Annotated in this window: 13 protein-coding genes; 11 read left to right on the forward strand and 2 right to left on the reverse strand. The window is 67.5% G+C overall.

From position 1 onward, the window contains the following. Positions 1-2 precede the first annotated feature (2 nt). The 3 genes from cyoB to cyoD are packed head-to-tail and all read left to right on the forward strand — an operon-like array spanning position 3 to position 2,976. Positions 3-2,000, forward strand: a complete 1,998-nt coding sequence (gene cyoB, locus AC5P5W_RS01395; RefSeq protein ID WP_032956371.1) for a cytochrome o ubiquinol oxidase subunit I — start codon at positions 3-5, stop codon at positions 1,998-2,000. Beyond that, the gene (gene cyoC, locus AC5P5W_RS01400) at positions 1,997-2,635 is read left to right on the forward strand and encodes a cytochrome o ubiquinol oxidase subunit III (RefSeq protein ID WP_014646393.1); all 639 of its coding nucleotides are present in this window, start codon (positions 1,997-1,999) and stop codon (positions 2,633-2,635) included. The genes cyoB and cyoC overlap by 4 nt, the downstream gene beginning before the upstream one ends. Beyond that, positions 2,635-2,976, forward strand: a complete 342-nt coding sequence (gene cyoD / locus AC5P5W_RS01405; protein WP_005415725.1) for a cytochrome o ubiquinol oxidase subunit IV — start codon at positions 2,635-2,637, stop codon at positions 2,974-2,976. Before cyoC ends, cyoD begins: the two co-directional genes overlap by 1 nt. A gap of 220 nt (positions 2,977-3,196) precedes the next feature. Here cyoD and AC5P5W_RS01410 read toward each other — a convergent pair whose 3' ends face one another. After that, positions 3,197-5,254, reverse strand: a complete 2,058-nt coding sequence (locus AC5P5W_RS01410) for a putative bifunctional diguanylate cyclase/phosphodiesterase (protein ID WP_049404407.1) — start codon at positions 5,252-5,254, stop codon at positions 3,197-3,199. A 149-nt stretch (positions 5,255-5,403) separates the two neighbouring features. Here AC5P5W_RS01410 and radA point away from each other — a divergent pair, with 149 nt between their 5' ends. The 4 genes from radA (at position 5,404) to AC5P5W_RS01430 (ending at position 11,702) form a co-directional block, all read left to right on the forward strand. Next, positions 5,404-6,780 carry a DNA repair protein RadA gene (gene radA, locus AC5P5W_RS01415; protein WP_014646395.1) on the forward strand — a complete coding sequence of 459 codons (1,377 nt, stop codon included), beginning with the start codon at positions 5,404-5,406 and terminating at the stop codon, positions 6,778-6,780. Between the two features lie 135 nt (positions 6,781-6,915). Beyond that, on the forward strand, positions 6,916-8,775 hold the full coding sequence (locus tag AC5P5W_RS01420; RefSeq protein ID WP_014646396.1) for an ATP-binding protein: 1,860 nt from the start codon (positions 6,916-6,918) through the stop codon (positions 8,773-8,775). 48 nt (positions 8,776-8,823) lie between these two features. Beyond that, positions 8,824-11,130: a tetratricopeptide repeat protein gene (locus AC5P5W_RS01425; protein WP_197574682.1), complete on the forward strand. Its 2,307-nt coding sequence runs from the start codon at positions 8,824-8,826 to the stop codon at positions 11,128-11,130. Between the two features lie 107 nt (positions 11,131-11,237). Further along, positions 11,238-11,702 (forward strand): hypothetical protein, encoded by a 465-nt coding sequence (locus AC5P5W_RS01430; protein ID WP_197574683.1) that lies wholly within the window; start codon positions 11,238-11,240, stop codon positions 11,700-11,702. Between the two features lie 99 nt (positions 11,703-11,801). On the opposite strand, the gene AC5P5W_RS01435 is transcribed toward AC5P5W_RS01430, so the two are convergent. Next, a complete protein-coding gene (locus AC5P5W_RS01435; protein ID WP_049446996.1) occupies positions 11,802-12,596 on the reverse strand; it encodes a cytochrome C assembly family protein in 795 nt (264 codons plus the stop codon). A 122-nt stretch (positions 12,597-12,718) separates the two neighbouring features. Between AC5P5W_RS01435 and ffh the strand changes: the two genes are divergently transcribed. The 4 genes from ffh to rpsP all read left to right on the forward strand — a co-directional run bounded on the left by ffh (position 12,719) and on the right by rpsP (position 16,480). Further along, positions 12,719-14,095: a signal recognition particle protein gene (gene ffh / locus AC5P5W_RS01440; RefSeq protein ID WP_014036403.1), complete on the forward strand. Its 1,377-nt coding sequence runs from the start codon at positions 12,719-12,721 to the stop codon at positions 14,093-14,095. 127 nt (positions 14,096-14,222) lie between these two features. After that, the gene (locus AC5P5W_RS01445; RefSeq protein WP_169410908.1) at positions 14,223-15,299 is read left to right on the forward strand and encodes an NAD(P)H-dependent flavin oxidoreductase; all 1,077 of its coding nucleotides are present in this window, start codon (positions 14,223-14,225) and stop codon (positions 15,297-15,299) included. Beyond that, on the forward strand, positions 15,296-16,108 hold the full coding sequence (locus tag AC5P5W_RS01450; protein ID WP_495220783.1) for an aminotransferase class IV family protein: 813 nt from the start codon (positions 15,296-15,298) through the stop codon (positions 16,106-16,108). Before AC5P5W_RS01445 ends, AC5P5W_RS01450 begins: the two co-directional genes overlap by 4 nt. Positions 16,109-16,219: 111 nt before the next feature. Then, on the forward strand, positions 16,220-16,480 hold the full coding sequence (gene rpsP / locus AC5P5W_RS01455; RefSeq protein ID WP_005415733.1) for a 30S ribosomal protein S16: 261 nt from the start codon (positions 16,220-16,222) through the stop codon (positions 16,478-16,480). Positions 16,481-16,512 lie beyond the last annotated feature (32 nt).

Here is a 16,512-nt window from a genome sequence, read left to right on the forward strand (position 1 = left end):
ACATGTTGGGAAAACTCTCTCTTGAGTCGATCCCCCACGATCCGATCGTCCTGACGACGTTGATCGGCGCGGTTCTTGGTGGCCTGGGCGTCGTCGCCCTGATCACCAAGTTCAAGCTGTGGGGCTATCTGTGGAAGGAGTGGTTCACCTCGGTGGATCACAAGAAGATCGGCGTGATGTACCTCATCGTCGCCTTCGTCATGCTGCTGCGCGGTTTCTCCGACGCCATCATGATGCGTACCCAGCAGGCCATCGCCGTCGGTGGTTCCGAGGGCTACCTGCCGCCGCACCATTACGACCAGATCTTCACCGCCCACGGCGTGATCATGATCTTCTTCGTGGCGATGCCGCTGATCACCGGCCTGATGAACCTGGCCGTGCCGCTGCAGATCGGTGCGCGCGACGTCGCGTTCCCGTTCGTCAACTCGCTCAGCTTCTGGCTGTTCGTGTCCGGTGCGGTGCTGATCATGCTGTCGCTGTGGATCGGTGAGTTCGCTGCCACCGGCTGGCTGGCATTCCCGCCACTGTCGGGCATCGAATACAGTCCAAGCGTCGGCATGGACTACTACATCTGGGGTCTACAGGTCGCAGGCCTGGGTACCACGCTGAGCGGTATCAACTTCTTCATCACCATCCTGAAGATGCGTACCCCCAGCATGAAGCTGATGCAGATGCCGGTGTTCACCTGGACCGCCCTGGTGACCAACGTGCTGATCGTCGCTGCCTTCCCGGTGCTGACCATCACCCTGGTGCTGCTGACCCTGGACCGTTACCTGGGTACGCACTTCTTCACCAATGACGGTGGCGGCAACGCCATGCTGTACATCAACCTGATCTGGATCTGGGGTCACCCGGAGGTGTACATTCTGGTCCTGCCGGCGTTCGGTGTGTTCTCCGAAGTCATCGCGACCTTCTCGCGCAAGGCGCTGTTCGGCTACAAGGGCATGGTCTACGCCACCGCCTGCATCGGCGTGCTGTCGTTCATCGTGTGGCTGCACCACTTCTTCACCATGGGCTCCGGTGCCAACGTCAATGCCTTCTTCGGCATCACGACGATGATCATCTCGATCCCGACCGGCGTGAAGATCTTCAACTGGCTGTTCACCATGTTCCGCGGCCGCGTGCACTTCACCACCCCGGTGCTGTGGACCATCGGCTTCATGGTCACCTTCGTCATCGGCGGCATGACCGGCGTGATGCTGGCGATCCCGGCCATCGACTTCGTGCTGCACAACAGCCTGTTCCTGATCGCCCACTTCCACAACGTCATCATCGGCGGCGTGGTGTTCGGCATGTTCGCCGGCATCACCTACTGGTGGCCGAAGATGTTCGGCTTCCGCCTCAATGAGTTCTGGGGCAAGTGCGCGTTCTGGTGCTGGTTCATCGGCTTCTACGTGACCTTCATGCCGATGTACGTGCTGGGCTTCATGGGCATGACCCGTCGCCTGCAGAGCACGGTCAACCCGGCCTATGAGCCGCTGCTGCTGATCGCCGCCGCAGGTGCCTTCATCGTTGGCGCCGGCATCCTGTGCCAGATCATCCAGGTGGCCGTCTCGATCCGCGACCGCAAGAAGACCGTCGACCTGACCGGCGACCCGTGGGATGCCCGTACGCTGGAGTGGGAAACCTCTTCGCCGCCGGCCTTCTACAACTTCGGCACGCTGCCGGAAGTCACCGAGCTGGACGATTTCTGGGAGCGCAAGCAGCGTGGTGAAGCCTGGCCGAAGCCGGCCAAGTACACCGACATCCACATGCCGCGCAACACCGGCACGGGCGTTGTCATCGGTGCTTTCAGCCTGGTGTTCGGCTTCGCGATGATCTGGCACATCTGGTGGCTGGCCATCGTCGGCTTCGTCGGCATGATCGCCACGTTCATCTACCGCACCTTCGACCAGGACGTGGACTACTGGGTCCCGGCCGCCGAGGTGGAACGCATCGAGAACGAACACCGCAAGCACCTGGAAGCCCAGGGCCTGGTGAAGTCGGAGCTGAAGGCATGAGCACCAATACCTCGACCCTGAGCCACGGGCACGCCGCGCACGCGGCGGCCCATGGCCATGACGACCACGAGCACCACGACACCGGCGGCAACACCGTCTTCGGTTTCTGGGTGTACCTGATGAGCGACTGCCTCATCTTCGCCTCGCTGTTCGCCACCTACGTGGTGCTGGCAGGCGGTACCGATGGTGGCCCGACCGCGAAGGACCTGTTCGAACTGCCGTTCGTGGCGTGGGAAACCGCGCTGCTGCTGACCTCGTCGCTGACCTTCGGCCTGGGCATGATCGCCATGCACCGCAAGCAGGTTGGCCAGATGTTCCTGTGGCTGGCGGTTACCTGGCTGCTGGGCTTCGGCTTCATGTGCATGGAAGTCTATGAGTTCCAGCACCTGATCCATCAGGGCTACGGTCCGGACCGCAGTGCCTTCCTGTCGGCGTTCTTCGCCCTGGTCGGCACCCACGGCCTGCACGTCAGCGCCGGCCTGCTGTGGCTGCTGGTGATGTTCGTGCAGCTGAAGAAGTACGGCCTGACCCCGACCAACAAGACCCGCATGGCGTGCCTGAGCCTGTTCTGGCACTTCCTGGACCTGATCTGGATCGGCGTGTTCTCCGTCGTCTACCTCAATGGAGCGCTGTAATGGCACATGACAACCACGCACACGACCACGGCACCGGCGGCGAAAGCCACGGCAGCGTGAAGTCGTACCTGATCGGCTTCGTGCTGGCGGTGGTGCTGACCGTCATCCCGTTCTGGATGGTGATGTCGGGTGATTTCTCGCGCACCGTCAACGGTGTGGTGATCGCGGTCACCGCGGTGCTGCAGATGCTGGTCCACCTGGTGTTCTTCCTGCACCTGGACCGCTCTTCGGAAAGCCGCTGGAACGTCAACGCTGCGGCCTTCACCGTTGTGGTGATCGGCATCATCGTGATCGGCACCCTGTGGGTCATGCACAACATGAACGTGCACATGATGCACTGACGTCCTCGCGACGTTGCCACGCAGAAAGGCCGCCCTCGGGCGGCCTTTCTGTTTGCTGTGGTTGCGCGTTTCGTGCACCCACCAGGCTGGTAGTGCCGGCCGCTGGCCGGCAATTACGCGAAGCCGGCCAGCGGCCGGCTCTACCAGGAGATCCACGCCATGCGTGGATGGGGTCAGAGCCCTTGCCTGCGGCAAGGGATCCGACCCCGGACCTGGCGCCTCACCCCACCCGGCGCAGGAATTCCTCGGCGTCCATCGGTCGGCCCAGGTGGTAACCCTGCAACTGATCACACCCCAGTTCGCTCAGGTACTCGCGCTGCGCCTGCGTCTCCACGCCCTCGGCCACCACCTGCAGCTGCAGGGTGCGGCCCAGCGCGATGATCGACGAGACGATGGCGGCGTCCTCGTCATTGCGCTCCAGGTCGTGCACGAACGCACGGTCGATCTTCAGTTCGGTGGCCGGCATGCGCTTGAGGTACAGCAGGCTGGAATAGCCGGTGCCGAAATCATCGATGGCGATGTGCACGCCCATCGCGGTCAGGTCGTTGAGAATCGCGAGGCTGGCATCGACGTCCTTCATCGCCGTGGTCTCGGTGATCTCCAGGGTCAGCCGCGCCGGTTCGATCCGGTGCCGGTGCAGCACCTCGCGCACGCTGTCCAGCAGTGCCGGCGAGGCGAACTGCAGCGGCGAGAGGTTCACCGCCATTGTCCATTCCGTATGCCCGGCCTGGTGCCATGCCCGCAGCTGCGCACAGGCGCGGTCCAATACCCAGTCACCGATCGGCAGGATCAGGCCGCTGCGCTCGGCAATGGGGATGAACACGTCCGGCGCCAGCAGTCCCAGCTCCGGGTGCTGCCAGCGCAGCAGCGCTTCGGCCCCGGTGGCCGGTGCGCCGGCGGCAGGGAACTTGGGCTGGTAATGCAGGATCAGTTCGTCGCGGGCGATGGCCTTGCGCAGGTCCTGCAGCAGGCGCAGCTGGCGGTTGGCACTGAGCTGCATCGACGGGGTGAAGAAGGTATAGCCGTTCCGCCCGGTTTCCTTGGTGTGGTACATCGCCGCATCGGCGTGGGCCATCAGCTCGCGCTCGTTGCCGGCGTCATCCGGGTACAGGGCAATGCCAAGGCTGGCGCTGACCTGCAGTTCGGCCGCATCCAGCAGGAACGGTTCGCCGGCCGCGGCGATGATGCGCTCGGCCACCACCACCGCGTCGTCGGGAATGTCGATGGCCAGCACGATCACGAACTCATCGCCGCCGAGGCGGGCCAAGGTATCCTGCGGTCGCAGCTGGCCGCCGATGCGCTGTGCCACCGCCACCAGCAGGCGGTCGCCGAGCTGGTGGCCGTACGCATCATTGACCGCCTTGAAGCCGTCCAGGTCGCAGAACATCACCGCCACTGCATGGTTGCGGCGCCGCGCCTTCTCGATGGCCTGCTCGATGCGGTCCTGCAGCAGCATGCGGTTGGGCAGCTGGGTCAACGGGTCGTGCAGCGCGGCCTGGATCAGCTTGTCGTTGGCGTGCGCCAGCGAATCGGCCAGCAGACCGGTGCGCACGCGCATCTGCCGGTCGAACAGCGAGGCGACCAGGGCGATGCCCAGCGTGGCCACGGTGGTGACGATCACCAGCACCGCCAGCCAGCGCGTGTCGATGCCGCCACTGCCGACGGCGCCACAGATGCTGCCTTCGGGGAAGCGCGCCGCCGCCATGCCGGTGTAATGCATGCCGACGATGGCCAGGCCCATCACCAGCGAAGCAAGCGCGCGCAGCAGCAGGGTGTTGCGCCGCTCGGCGCGCAGGCGGAAGGCGATCCACAGTGCGGCGCCGGCGGCACCGATGGCCACCGCGATGGACGCGGCAAACCAGCCCGGGTGGTAGTCGATGCCGGGCTGCATGCGCATCGCCGCCATGCCCAGGTAATGCATGGTGGCGATGCCCAGGCCCATCAGCACGGCCCCGGCCAGCAGCCGGCGCCACGGCAGGCTGGGCCGCGACACCAGCCACAGTGCATACGCCGAGGCGCCGATCGAGACCGCCAGCGAGTACAGGGTGATGCCAAGGTCGTAACCCACCGGAATCGGCAGGTCGAAGGCGAGCATGCCGATGAAGTGCATCGACCAGATGCCCAGGCCCATGGCCGCCGCGCCGCCGGCCAGCCACCAGCGGGCCACGCGACCCTCGGCCGTGGCCAGGCGCCCGGCCATGTCCAGCGCCGTGTACGAAGCAAGAATGGCCACCAGCAGGGAGATGATGACCAGGCTCTGACTGTAGCTGCCAGTCATGATGAATCCAGTGGGGGAGGAAGGGGCGCCCGCAAGGCGCACGCCCGCGACCCCTATCGGCGCAGGTGGGCAGGACTTGAGTGGTCGCAGCACCTGCGACCCGGCTCGGCTATCCTGCCACGCCTGTTCCCGTTGCTGGAAATCATCCGATGGCAAAAGCCCGCACCGCCTACGTCTGCAATGAATGCGGCGCCGAATTCAGCAAGTGGCAGGGCCAGTGCACCGAGTGCAACGCCTGGAACTCGCTGTCGGAAATCGTGCTGGAAAGCGCGGCGGCGGCCAAGGCGCCGGCTTCGCGCCGGGCCGGCTGGGCCGGCAAGATCGACCCGCCGAAGATCACCGCCCTGAAGGACGTGGAGCAGACCGAGCATCGCCGGGTCTCCACCGGCATCGGCGAGTTCGACCGGGTGCTGGGCGGTGGCCTGGTCGAGGGCGCGGTGGTGCTGGTCGGTGGCGATCCGGGCATCGGCAAGTCGACCCTGCTGCTGCAGGCGGTGGCGAAGATGGCGGCCGAACTGCCGGTGCTGTACGTCACCGGCGAGGAATCGCTGGCGCAGGTCGCCGGCCGCGCGCACCGCCTGGAGCTGCCGCTGGACGGGGTCAACGCGCTGGCCGAGACCGGGGTCGAATCGATCCTGCAGCATGCGTCCAAGGCCGGCCCGCGGCTGATCGTGGCCGACTCCGTGCAGACCCTGTGGACCGAGAGCCTGACCGCCGCGCCCGGTTCGGTCAGCCAGGTGCGCGAGAGCGCGGCGCGGCTGGTCCGGTTTGCCAAGGAAACCGGCACGGCCGTGTTCCTGGTCGGCCACGTGACCAAGGAGGGCGGCATCGCCGGCCCGCGCGTGCTCGAGCACATGGTCGACGCGGTGCTGTATTTCGAGGGCGAGAGCGGCAGCCGCTTCCGCCTGCTGCGCGCGTTCAAGAACCGCTTCGGTGCGGTCAACGAACTGGGCGTGTTCGCGATGGGCGACAAGGGCCTGAAGGAGGTCTCCAACCCATCGGCGATCTTCCTGTCCGGCGGCAGCACCCATCAGCCGGGCAGCTGCGTGATGGTCACCCGCGAGGGCACCCGGCCGCTGCTGGTGGAGGTGCAGGCGCTGGTCGATGCGTCGCCGCTGTCGAATCCGCGCCGTGTCGCGGTCGGCCTGGAGCAGAACCGCCTGGCCATGCTGCTGGCGGTACTGCATCGCCACGGCGGCGTGCTGGTCGGCGACCAGGACGTGTTCGTCAACGTGGTCGGTGGCATCCGCGTGCAGGAAACCGCCGCCGACCTGCCGGTGCTGCTGGCGGTGTTGTCGTCGCTGCAGGACCGGCCGCTGGCGGAAAAGACGATTGCGTTCGGCGAGGTGGGCCTGTCCGGCGAGATCCGGCCGGTGCCCAATGGCGAAGACCGCCTGCGCGAGGCCGCCACCCATGGCTTCAAGCGCGCCATCGTGCCCAAGGCCAATGCGCCCAAGGGCGGATCGGTGAAAGGCATGGAAGTGATCGCGGTGGAGCGCCTGTCCGAGGCCATCGACGCGGCGTGAGGCACTGGGGGGACTGCTGCGGGGCCTGCCTCCACATACGTCATATACGGCAACGGTCAGGCTGGCTGTGCTAGTTTTTCCCGCTCGACGAAGGCGCCCTCTGGCGCCTTTCCGTGCCCAGGAGTAAACGATTACATGCAGGACACCGCGCTCACCGCCCCCAACGCCGAGATCCGTCGTGCCGGGGTCGATCTCAATGGACTGATGACGGTGCTGGGCAAGCACCTGTATTCCACCCCGGTGGTGGCGCTGCGCGAACTGGTGCAGAACGCGCACGACTCGATCATCCGCCGCCGCATCGAGCAGCCCGGCGTCCAGGTGCCTTCGCGCATTTCGGTGCAGGTCGATGCCGGTGCCGGCGTGCTGCGCATCACCGATACCGGTGCCGGCCTGACCCGCCAGGAGATCCACGACTACCTGGCCACCGTCGGCGTCGGCTATACCCGTGGCCTGCGCCAGGGCGGCGAGGATGATGAAGGCCTGATCGGCATGTTCGGCCTCGGCTTCCTGTCGGCCTTCGTGCTGGCGCGCCGGGTCAGCGTGCGTACCACCTCGTACCAGACGCCGGAGCTGGGCCATCTGTACGTGTCCAGCAATGCCGAGCAGTACACCGTCAGCGAAGTGCCGGCACGCGCGGTCGGCACCGAGGTGGAACTGGAACTGCATCCGGATTTCCTGCCACTGGCCAACGAGGCGCGCCTGCATGAGGTGCTGGGCCGCTACTGCGCGCTGCTGTCCGAACCGATCTTCATCGGTGCTGCGACCGAAGCGCTCAACCCCGAGCCGCCGCCGTGGCGGGGGCAGGGCGACGTGGCCGTGCACCCGGTGCAGGCACGCCGCCAGGCACTGCAGTTCGCCGCGCGCTTCGAGCACGATTTCGAGCCGATCGTCACCGTGCCGCTGCGGGCCGACGGCAACAGCGATGCCACCGGCCTGCTGTGGGTGCAGGATGGTGCCACCTATGGCACCAGCGACAACCGCAACCTGTCGGTGTTCGTGCGCGGCATGCTGCTGGATGACGATGCCCGTGACCTGCTGCCGCCGTGGGCTGGCTTCATCGGCGGGGTGATCGAATCCTCGCGGCTGACTCCCACCGCCAGCCGCGAAGACCTGCAGCGCGATGACCAGTACCGCGCTGTGCAACATGCCTTGCTGGAGGCGCTGATCGATGGTCTGGCCGACGTTGCGCGGCAGCAGCCGGAGGCGTGGCGACGCGTATTGAGCCGCCACAACGAGGCGCTGCTGGGCGCGGCGCTGTGCGATGACCGCCTGTTCGACCTGCTGATGGAGCATGTGCGCGTGCCGACCTCGCAGGGCGACCTGCCGGCCAGTGCCCTGCCGGCGCGCGGTGCCGTGCATGTCATCCTCGACAATGGCGGTGGCTTCGAAGAGATGCTGTTCCGCGCGATGGGGGTGCCGGTCGCGCATGGCCATCGCTACGCGGTGGTGCCGTTTCTGCGGCGCTGGGCCCAGGCCAAGGGCCTGCGCCTGGTTGAACTCGGCACCGAGCAGGGCAATCGCGCACTGTTCCGCAGCGATGACAGCCTCGACGACGCGCAGCTGGCCTGGCTGCGCGAACAGTTGGGTGATGGCGAGCAGCTGCTGCCGGCGCGTTTCAGCCCGGAAGCACTGCCGGTGGTGGTGGTGCCCGACCGCGAGGCCGAACTGAAGCAGCGCCTGGAAGACGACGAGAACGACAAGCGCGTTTCGATGGCGGCGCTGCGCCTGGCGCGCCAGTTCACCGCACGCATCGAATCGCGCGCACCCTCGCGGCTGTACCTCAACCTCGACAACCCGGCGGTGCAGGCGCTGCTGCGCGCCCAGCGCGAGGGCCACCCGCAGGCCGAAGCGGCGGCACGCCTGCTGCGCTCGCTGAAGATCATCGTCGCTGCGCAGGGCCGTCCCTTGGCCCGGGCAACGACCGCCACGCAGGGCCCGGATCTCAACGGCGCCTTTACCGATATCGCCGGTGCCCTGCAGCAGATGCTGCGCTGAGCACCGCGCCCTCTCATCCAGCCTTCGCTAGACAGGAGTACTTACCCCATGGACATCTGGAACTGGGTCGAAAAACTGCAGGGCGACCTGCGCCAGGCCGGCCAGGCGCAGAACGCGCACCTGCTGAACCGCCTCGCCGACGAGGTCAGTGAGCTGCAGATCGACCGCGTCGATGCACTGCTGCCCGAAGCACGCGCACTGGGCAAGGCGCTCGACAACCCATGGGTCGACGTCTACGTCGGCCACTGGGCGCTGCGCAACCGCGTCGGCAACCGTGTTGAAGGCGAGAGCGCACTTGGCGAAGCCGTTGCGCTGTTCGAGCGGGCACACCGCGAAGACACCCTGGAATGCCCGCAGTCGATCTGCGTGACCCAGGACCTGGCCGCCTGCTACGGCAACATCGATGGCCCGGGCTGGGTGCCCGAGCGCATCGAGGTGTGCGACGAGACCCTCGGCCGCATCGATCCCAGCTGGGCCTGCTTCCAGTGCCTGAGCTGCGAGAAAGCCGATGCGCTGCTCGACGATGGCCGTGGCCAGGAGGCGCTGGATTACCTGCAGGCGCAGGCCGACGCCGTGGAGGCCTGTGGCAAGGAAGTGTTCGACAGCTTCCCGGAGATGCAGATCAAGATCCTGCTCGCTGTCGGCCGCGCCGACGAGGCACTGGCGCTGATCGAGAAGCGCGAAGCCGAAGTGGCCGCCTCCGGGGAGTACGAGCCGGCCAACTGCACGGTGCCGCGCCGCTTGTCCAAGGCATGGGCGTTGGCCCAGCTGGGCCGCGACGAAGAAGCGCTGCAGCAGCTGGTGCCGTGGAGCGAGCTGACCCCGAACTACTGGCGGCTGTGGGCGAACACCGCCGCAGCGCTGTGCCAGCGTGACCCTGCGCGCAATACGTGGGACCTGGGCACGCGCTTCAACACGATCATCGAGCACTTCGCCCGGGTCGGTTCGCATCGCCTGCTGATCGAAGTGGCGGCGCTGAGCCTGGAGCTTGCGCTGCAGCGTGGTGCGCGCTGGGTGGCGCTGCGCCAGCTGGAACTGGCCCGCACCCATCTGGCGCAGCTGCGCCAGGACCGGGGGGCGGCAGCGCTGGTGGCCGGCCTGGCGGCACGCATCGATGCATTGCCGGATGTCGCACCGCTGCCGGTGCCGGCCGGCGAGCTGCTGGCATGGCTGGACGCGCAGGGCGAACAGAACCAGGCGCGCGACCCCGAGCGCGAGGCGCAGTGGTTGCTGCAGGCGCAGGCGCAGCTGCCCGATGACGAGGCCTTGGCCGAGATGGCCGCCTCGGCGCTGAGCGCCTGCGGCGCGCAGGCCGAGGCGCGAGCGCTGTTGTGGCGGTTCGTACGCAGCCATGCGCAGAACGATGGTCCCGCAGCCTACACGCTGATGCGCTGGCTGGCCGAGCAGGGGAACGACGACGGCCTGCGCCAGCTGGCCGAGGTCTACCGCAGCAGCGTGCCGGTGTTCGCGCACTGGTGCGACGTGCAGCGCGCACGCCGGGTGTCCGACTGGCCGGCGCTGGAGCAGGCGGCCCGATCGCTTCTGGAGCTGTCTCCGGGCTCGCACGGCGCGCGCGGCACGCTGGCGCGCATGTACATGGAAACCGGCCGCTTCAGTGAGGCCCAGGCCTGCTATGCGCAGTTGGTGGAGCTGCTGGACGAGCCGAACGCCGCGCATTGGGACCACATGAGTGCGGCCAGCGCGGCGCGCGACTGGGACGCGGTGCGCCGCTCGGCCGCGGCGATCGGCATGGAGCTGTCCAGCCAGGAAGGTGTGGTCGAGGAGCCATGGGGCTGGGTGATCATCCGCAGCGAAGAGAACGGCGAGCCGATGGAGTACTACGCCCGCCGCAGCGGCCCGGTGACCGCGCGCATCGTCGAGAATGCGCCGTCCAACCGCGCCCAGCAGGTGGGCGACTGGGTGGTGTTCGATGCCGCACTGGTGCATCCGGCACCCGAGGAGGAGGAAGCGCGCGAGCATTTCATCCCGACCTATGCGCAGGTGCATGTGCTGGAGCGCGGCGGCTTCGCCCGCAGCTGGATGATCGATGGCGCGCACCCGGGCGAAGAGGCGTGGAACGCCTTCGTCGAGGCGGCCGAAGCGCAGGGTTGGAAGGTGTGGTCGCACAGCCGCCCGGACTACACCGTCACCGACCCCGATAGGGAGGGGGGCACGCTGCCCGGCCTGCTGTTCACCGTCGCCCAGCCGCAGGACCATGCGCCGCTGGCGCTGCACCGCTTCCTCCAGCAGCACACCGCGACGTGGCCGCATCCGCATTGCTGGCTGCGCCTGGCTGAAGCCTGTGACCAGGACCGCCAGCCGCATCTGGACGTGATCGAGCGTTACGGGCTGTAAGCTGCACGCTCCTGTAGAGCCGAGCCTGCGCTCGGCCCACGCGGAAAGCAGCCGAGCATGGGCTCGGCTCTACAACGGATCATCATCACCACCAGGGAATGGAATACATGCGAAAGACAGGGATGTTCGTGATCGCCGGGCTGCTGCTGGCCCCCACCGTGCAGGCCGCACCGGCCTGCCAGGAACCCATGGCCGTTGCCCGTGCCTTGTTCGAGGCCACGACCGGCAATGGTGACCTGCTGGAGCCACCGCCCGCGCTGGTCAGCCCGGCGTTCGGCAAGGCACTGCGTGGCGAGCGTGCCTGCCAGCAGCGCGAAGAGGGCATCTGCACGATCGATTCCGACCCGTGGCTGGATGCGCAGGACGGCGACATTGAAACCCCGGTGCGTTACCGCTGGAAAGAGGCCTCGGCCACTGCCGGCCAGGTCGAGATGCGCTATGCGGTATGGAAGAAGGCCTACGTGGCCCGTCTGCCGATGGTGCGCCAGGGCCAGGGCTGCTGGCAGGTCGATGACATTCTCACCAACAGTGGACGCTCGGTACGGAAGATACTGGCGCAGCCGCTGCCTTGATCGTCTGCGGCATCCACGTAGGGCGTGGTTCAGTTGCCGGCCAGCGGCCGGCACTACCCGGTGATGTTGGGTGGGTGCCGACCGTTGGGCGGCACGCTTCTATCGCGTATGCCCGAACACCAGTTCGATCACGAACTGGCTGCCGAAGAACGCCAGCAGCAGCAACAGCATTGCCGCCAGCGTCCAGTGCACGGCCTTCATGCCGCGCCAGCCGTAGCGGCGACGGCCGATCAGCAGCACGCCGAACACGATCCACGACAGCACGCTCAGCACGGTCTTGTGCACAAGCTTCTGCGCCAGCAGGTCGTCGACGAACAGCACGCCGGTGACCAGGGTCAGGGTCAGCAGCGCGAAGCCGACCGTGATCACCCGGAACAGCAGCGATTCCAGGTCGGCCAGCGGTGGCAGCGCGCGCAGCCACGGGCGGAACTCGCGGCGGCGCAGGGCGCGTTCCTGCAGCCACAGCATGATCGCCAGCAGCGCGGCGATGCTCAGCGTGGCGTAGGCCAGCAGCGCCAGCCAGGCATGGCTGGCCAGGCGCCAGCCCAGCACCTTGCTCGGCTCGTGGCCGTAGCCGTGATAGGCCAGAAGCAGTACCGCGGCCAGTGGGAACACCACCACGCCCAGCGCCGACATGCGGCCGCGCGCGCCCACCAGCGAGGTCAGCCAGGCCATGCCCAGGCCGACCAGCGACAGCGCGGCGAAGAAGTGCATGTCCGGCCCGCCGTTGGTGCGCATCGCCACCATCACGTGGTAACCGCCATGCAGCAGCATCGCTGGCAGGGCCGGCCACAGCCAGGTGGGGGAGCCGGTGCTTTCATCGCGGCCGAGCGCGCGCACCAGCAGGGCACTGGCAGCCAGGTAGAGCAGGACGGCGATGAGAACGATTGTCATCGTTGCAGTTTCGCATACCCCTGTGATGCTGGCGACGGCCCGGTGGTCGCAGTCCGGGCGGACAGCCGGACCCGTTATACTGTCTGCCTTATTGTCCCCCGCTTTCAGACAGGTTGCGCCGCATGTTCGAGTCCCTGACCCAGCGCCTTTCCGGCACCATCGAGCGCCTGCGTGGCCGCGGCCGCCTGACCGAGGAGAACATCCGCGAGGCGACCCGCGAAGTACGCATCGCGCTGCTCGAAGCCGACGTCGCGCTGCCGGTGGTGCAGGCCCTGATCGAGCGCATCAAGGTGCGCGCGGTTGGCCAGGAAGTGCTGAAGTCGCTGACCCCGGGCCAGGCCCTGATCAAGGTCGTGCGCGACGAGCTGACCGCGGTGATGGGTGCCGAGGCCAGCGACCTGAACCTCAATGTGCCCGCTCCGGCCATCATCCTGATGGCGGGCCTGCAGGGCGCCGGCAAGACCACCACGGTGGGCAAGCTGGCCAAGCACCTGAAGGAAAAGCGCAAGAAGAAGGTGATGGTGGTTTCGGCCGACGTCTACCGCCCGGCCGCGATCGAGCAGCTGAAGACCCTGGCCGAGCAGGTCGGCGTGCTGTTCTTCCCGTCCAGCGCCGACCAGAAGCCGGAGGCCATCGTCCGCGCCGCCATCGACGACGCGCGCAAGTCGTTCGTCGACGTGCTGCTGGTCGATACCGCCGGCCGCCTGGCCATCGACGAAGCGATGATGGCCGAGATCAAGGCCCTGCACGCTGCCGTGAACCCGGCCGAAACCCTGTTCGTGGTCGACGCCATGACCGGCCAGGACGCGGCCAACACCGCCAAGGCCTTCGGTGATGCGCTGCCGCTGACCGGCGTGGTGCTGACCAAGACCGACGGTGACGCCCGCGGCGGTGCCGCGCTGAGCGTGCGCTACATCACCGGCAAGCCGATCAAGTTCGTCGGTGTCAGCGAAAAGCCGGAAGGCCTGGACGTGTTCCATCCGGACCGCATCGCCAGCCGCATCCTCGACATGGGCGACGTGCTGTCGCTGGTCGAGCAGGTGGAGCAGCAGGTCGACAAGGACAAGGCCGCCAAGCTGGCCGAGAAGGTCGCGAAGGGGAAGAAGTTCGACCTGAACGACATGCGCGACCAGCTCGAGCAGATGCAGAACATGGGCGGCATCGGCGGCCTGATGGACAAGCTGCCGGGCCTGGGCAACATCCCCGACCACCTGAAGCAGCAGGTCAGCCAGGGCAAGGAAGTGCCGCGCATGATCGCCATCATCGGCTCGATGACCAAGAAGGAACGGCGCAACCCGAACCTGCTCAACGGCTCGCGCCGCGCGCGCATCGCCAAGGGTTCGGGTGTGACCCCGGCCGACGTCAACAAGCTGATGAAGCAGTACATGCAGATGGAAAAGATGATGAGCAAGATGGCCGGCGGTGGCATGAAGGGCATGTTGCGCAGCATGAAGGGCATGATGGGCGCCATGGGCGGCCGCGGCATGCCGTTCCGTTGATGACGGCCCCGGTCGCAGTGTGATGTAGCGCCCGAGCCTTCGCTCGGGCGGCGGCGCGCAGCAGCAGGCTCGACTCTTCCCCTGTCCCGCGCGCACCATGGGGGCCTGTCCGAAACGATGGGCCGTCATGCAGAGTTCCGCTGTAACTTCCCGCGTCGAGGCGTTCTGCCGGCGCTTTGGCATTTCCGTTCCGATCCTGCTGGCACCGATGGCCGGTGCCTGCCCCGTACCGTTGTCCGCCGCGCTGGCCAATGCCGGCAGCATGGGGGCGATGGGCGCGGTGCTGTCGTCGTCGGCCGATATCGGTCGCTGGATGGAGGACTTCCGCGCGACCTCCACCGGCCCGGCGCAGGTGAACCTGTGGCTGCCGGACCCCGCACCGAGCCGTGATGTCGCTGCCGAGGCCGCCAGCCGCGCTTTCCTCGCGCAGTGGGGCCCGGACGTGCCGGCCAGCGCCGCCGACGCCACGCCTGCCGATTTCGAAGAACAGTTCGCTGCGTTGCTTGCGGCACGCCCGGCGGTGGCGTCGACCATCATGGGCGTGCTGCTGCCGCGCCACGTGCAGCAGCTGAAGGACGCCGGCATTGCCTGGATCGCCTGCGCGACCACCTTGTCCGAAGCGCGTGCCGCACAGGACGCCGGTGCCGACGCCGTGGTGGCGCAGGGCATGGAGGCCGGTGGCCATCGCGGTGCGTTTGATCCGGCAATGGCCGAACGCCAGCTGGTCGGGCTGTTCGCGCTGTTGCCGCGCCTGGCCGATCACCTGCAGATTCCGGTGATCGCTGCCGGTGGCATCGCCGATGGCCGTGGCATTGCTGCCGCACTCACCCTGGGGGCCAGCGCCGTCCAGATCGGCACCGCCTTCCTGCGCACGCCCGAGGCGGCGATCGCGTCGGCGTGGGCCGATGGGCTGGCCGCCAGCGAACCGGAAGATACCTGGCCGACGCGCGCGTTCAGCGGCCGCCTTGGCCGTGGCCTGGCGACCGCGTATGTGCGCGCCGCTGCTGCCGAAGGCGCCCCTGCGCCGCGCCCGTACCCGGTGCAGCGCGGCCTGACAGCCCCGATGCGCAGGCAGGCGGCGCAGGAAAATCGCCTGGCGGCGATGCAGGCCTGGGCCGGGCAGTCGGCGTGGATGGCGCCTGCACAGCCGGCCGCCGACGTGCTGCGCGGCATGTGGGAACAGGCGCAGGCGCTGCTGCGATGAGGGTCACCTGCAATGGCCAGCCGGCGCAGGTGGCGGACCTGCTGCCGGCGCTGGTGAACTACGGCCACTTCACCTCGCTGCAGGTGCGTGGTGGTGCAGTGCAGGGGCTGGACCTGCATCTGGCGCGGCTGTCGCAGGCCACGCGCGAACTGTTCGGCAGCGAACTGGACACGGTGCAGGTGCAGGCGTGGATGTCGCAGGCGCTGCGGCAGGCCGGCCTGGCCGATGCCTCGCTGCGGGTGACGGTGTACTCGCGCCGCTTCGATTTCCGCAATCCGCTGGCGGCCGTGCCGGTGGACGTGCTGGTGGCAGTTTCAGCGCCGGTGGCCCGGGCCGCGCCCAAGCGCGTGCGCAGCGTGGCCTGGCAGCGCGAAATGCCGCAGATCAAGCATGTGGGCACATTTGGCCTGTTTGCCGAGCGGCGCGCGGCGATGGCGCAAGGATTCGACGATGTGCTGTTCGTAACCGCCGATGGCGACGTGAGTGAAGGCAGCACCTGGAACCTGGCCGTGCACGATGGTGAACGGCTGCTCTGGCCGCAGGCGCCGGCCCTGCGCGGGACCGCCGAAACGTTGCTGAAGCAGCATTGGTCCGGCGCACAGTTGACGCGGCCGTTGGCGCTGGCAGAACTGGACAGTGTGAAGGCCGCTTTTGCCTGCAACGCCAGCGGCCTATGGGCGCTGGACGCCATCGACGGGCATGCCCTGCCAAGCTCGCAGACGCTGGCTGAACAGGGCAGGGCGGTGCTGGCGGCGGTGCCTTGGGACAGATTGGGGTCAGATCCCTTTTGCGGCGCAAAAGGGTTCTGACCCCGGGCGGGACCCCGGGCGAGTTCCCCCGGGGTTGGCTCGGCCGGGCTCTGCCGCTATAATCGCCCGCTTACCTCGCCATCCTGGCGACTGGGCAATAGGAAAAACACCATGGTCAAGATTCGACTGACCCGCGGCGGCGCCAAGAAGCGTCCGTTCTACCACATCATCGTCACCGACGTGCGCAGCGCGCGCGACGGCCGCAACATCGAGCGCGTTGGCTTCTACAACCCGGTTGCCCAGGGCGCCGAGAAGCGCATCGAGCTGGACCTGGCCCGCGTTGACCATTGGGTCAAGAACGGCGCCCAGCCGACCGACAAGGTCCGCAACCTGATCAAGGAAGCGACCAAGTCCCAGGCCGCTGCGGCCTGATCCTGACGGGCCACGCTTTGGCGTGGCCCTCT

The sequence above is a fragment of the Stenotrophomonas sp. YJH_SMC_123 genome (genome assembly GCF_059368215.1).

Bases quoted from the DNA above. Each gene is read 5' to 3' on its own strand.
- AC5P5W_RS01435 (WP_049446996.1), bottom strand. From the start codon at position 12,596: ATGACAATCGTTCTCATCGCCGTCCTGCTCTACCTGGCTGCCAGTGCC.
- cyoC (WP_014646393.1), top strand. From the start codon at position 1,997: ATGAGCACCAATACCTCGACCCTGAGCCACGGGCACGCCGCGCACGCG.
- AC5P5W_RS01450 (WP_495220783.1), top strand. From the start codon at position 15,296: ATGAGGGTCACCTGCAATGGCCAGCCGGCGCAGGTGGCGGACCTGCTG.
- cyoD (WP_005415725.1), top strand. From the start codon at position 2,635: ATGGCACATGACAACCACGCACACGACCACGGCACCGGCGGCGAAAGC.
- AC5P5W_RS01430 (WP_197574683.1), top strand. From the start codon at position 11,238: ATGCGAAAGACAGGGATGTTCGTGATCGCCGGGCTGCTGCTGGCCCCC.
- AC5P5W_RS01445 (WP_169410908.1), top strand. From the start codon at position 14,223: ATGCAGAGTTCCGCTGTAACTTCCCGCGTCGAGGCGTTCTGCCGGCGC.
- ffh (WP_014036403.1), top strand. From the start codon at position 12,719: ATGTTCGAGTCCCTGACCCAGCGCCTTTCCGGCACCATCGAGCGCCTG.
- AC5P5W_RS01410 (WP_049404407.1), bottom strand. From the start codon at position 5,254: ATGACTGGCAGCTACAGTCAGAGCCTGGTCATCATCTCCCTGCTGGTG.
- AC5P5W_RS01425 (WP_197574682.1), top strand. From the start codon at position 8,824: ATGGACATCTGGAACTGGGTCGAAAAACTGCAGGGCGACCTGCGCCAG.
- radA (WP_014646395.1), top strand. From the start codon at position 5,404: ATGGCAAAAGCCCGCACCGCCTACGTCTGCAATGAATGCGGCGCCGAA.
- AC5P5W_RS01420 (WP_014646396.1), top strand. From the start codon at position 6,916: ATGCAGGACACCGCGCTCACCGCCCCCAACGCCGAGATCCGTCGTGCC.
- rpsP (WP_005415733.1), top strand. From the start codon at position 16,220: ATGGTCAAGATTCGACTGACCCGCGGCGGCGCCAAGAAGCGTCCGTTC.
- cyoB (WP_032956371.1), top strand. From the start codon at position 3: ATGTTGGGAAAACTCTCTCTTGAGTCGATCCCCCACGATCCGATCGTC.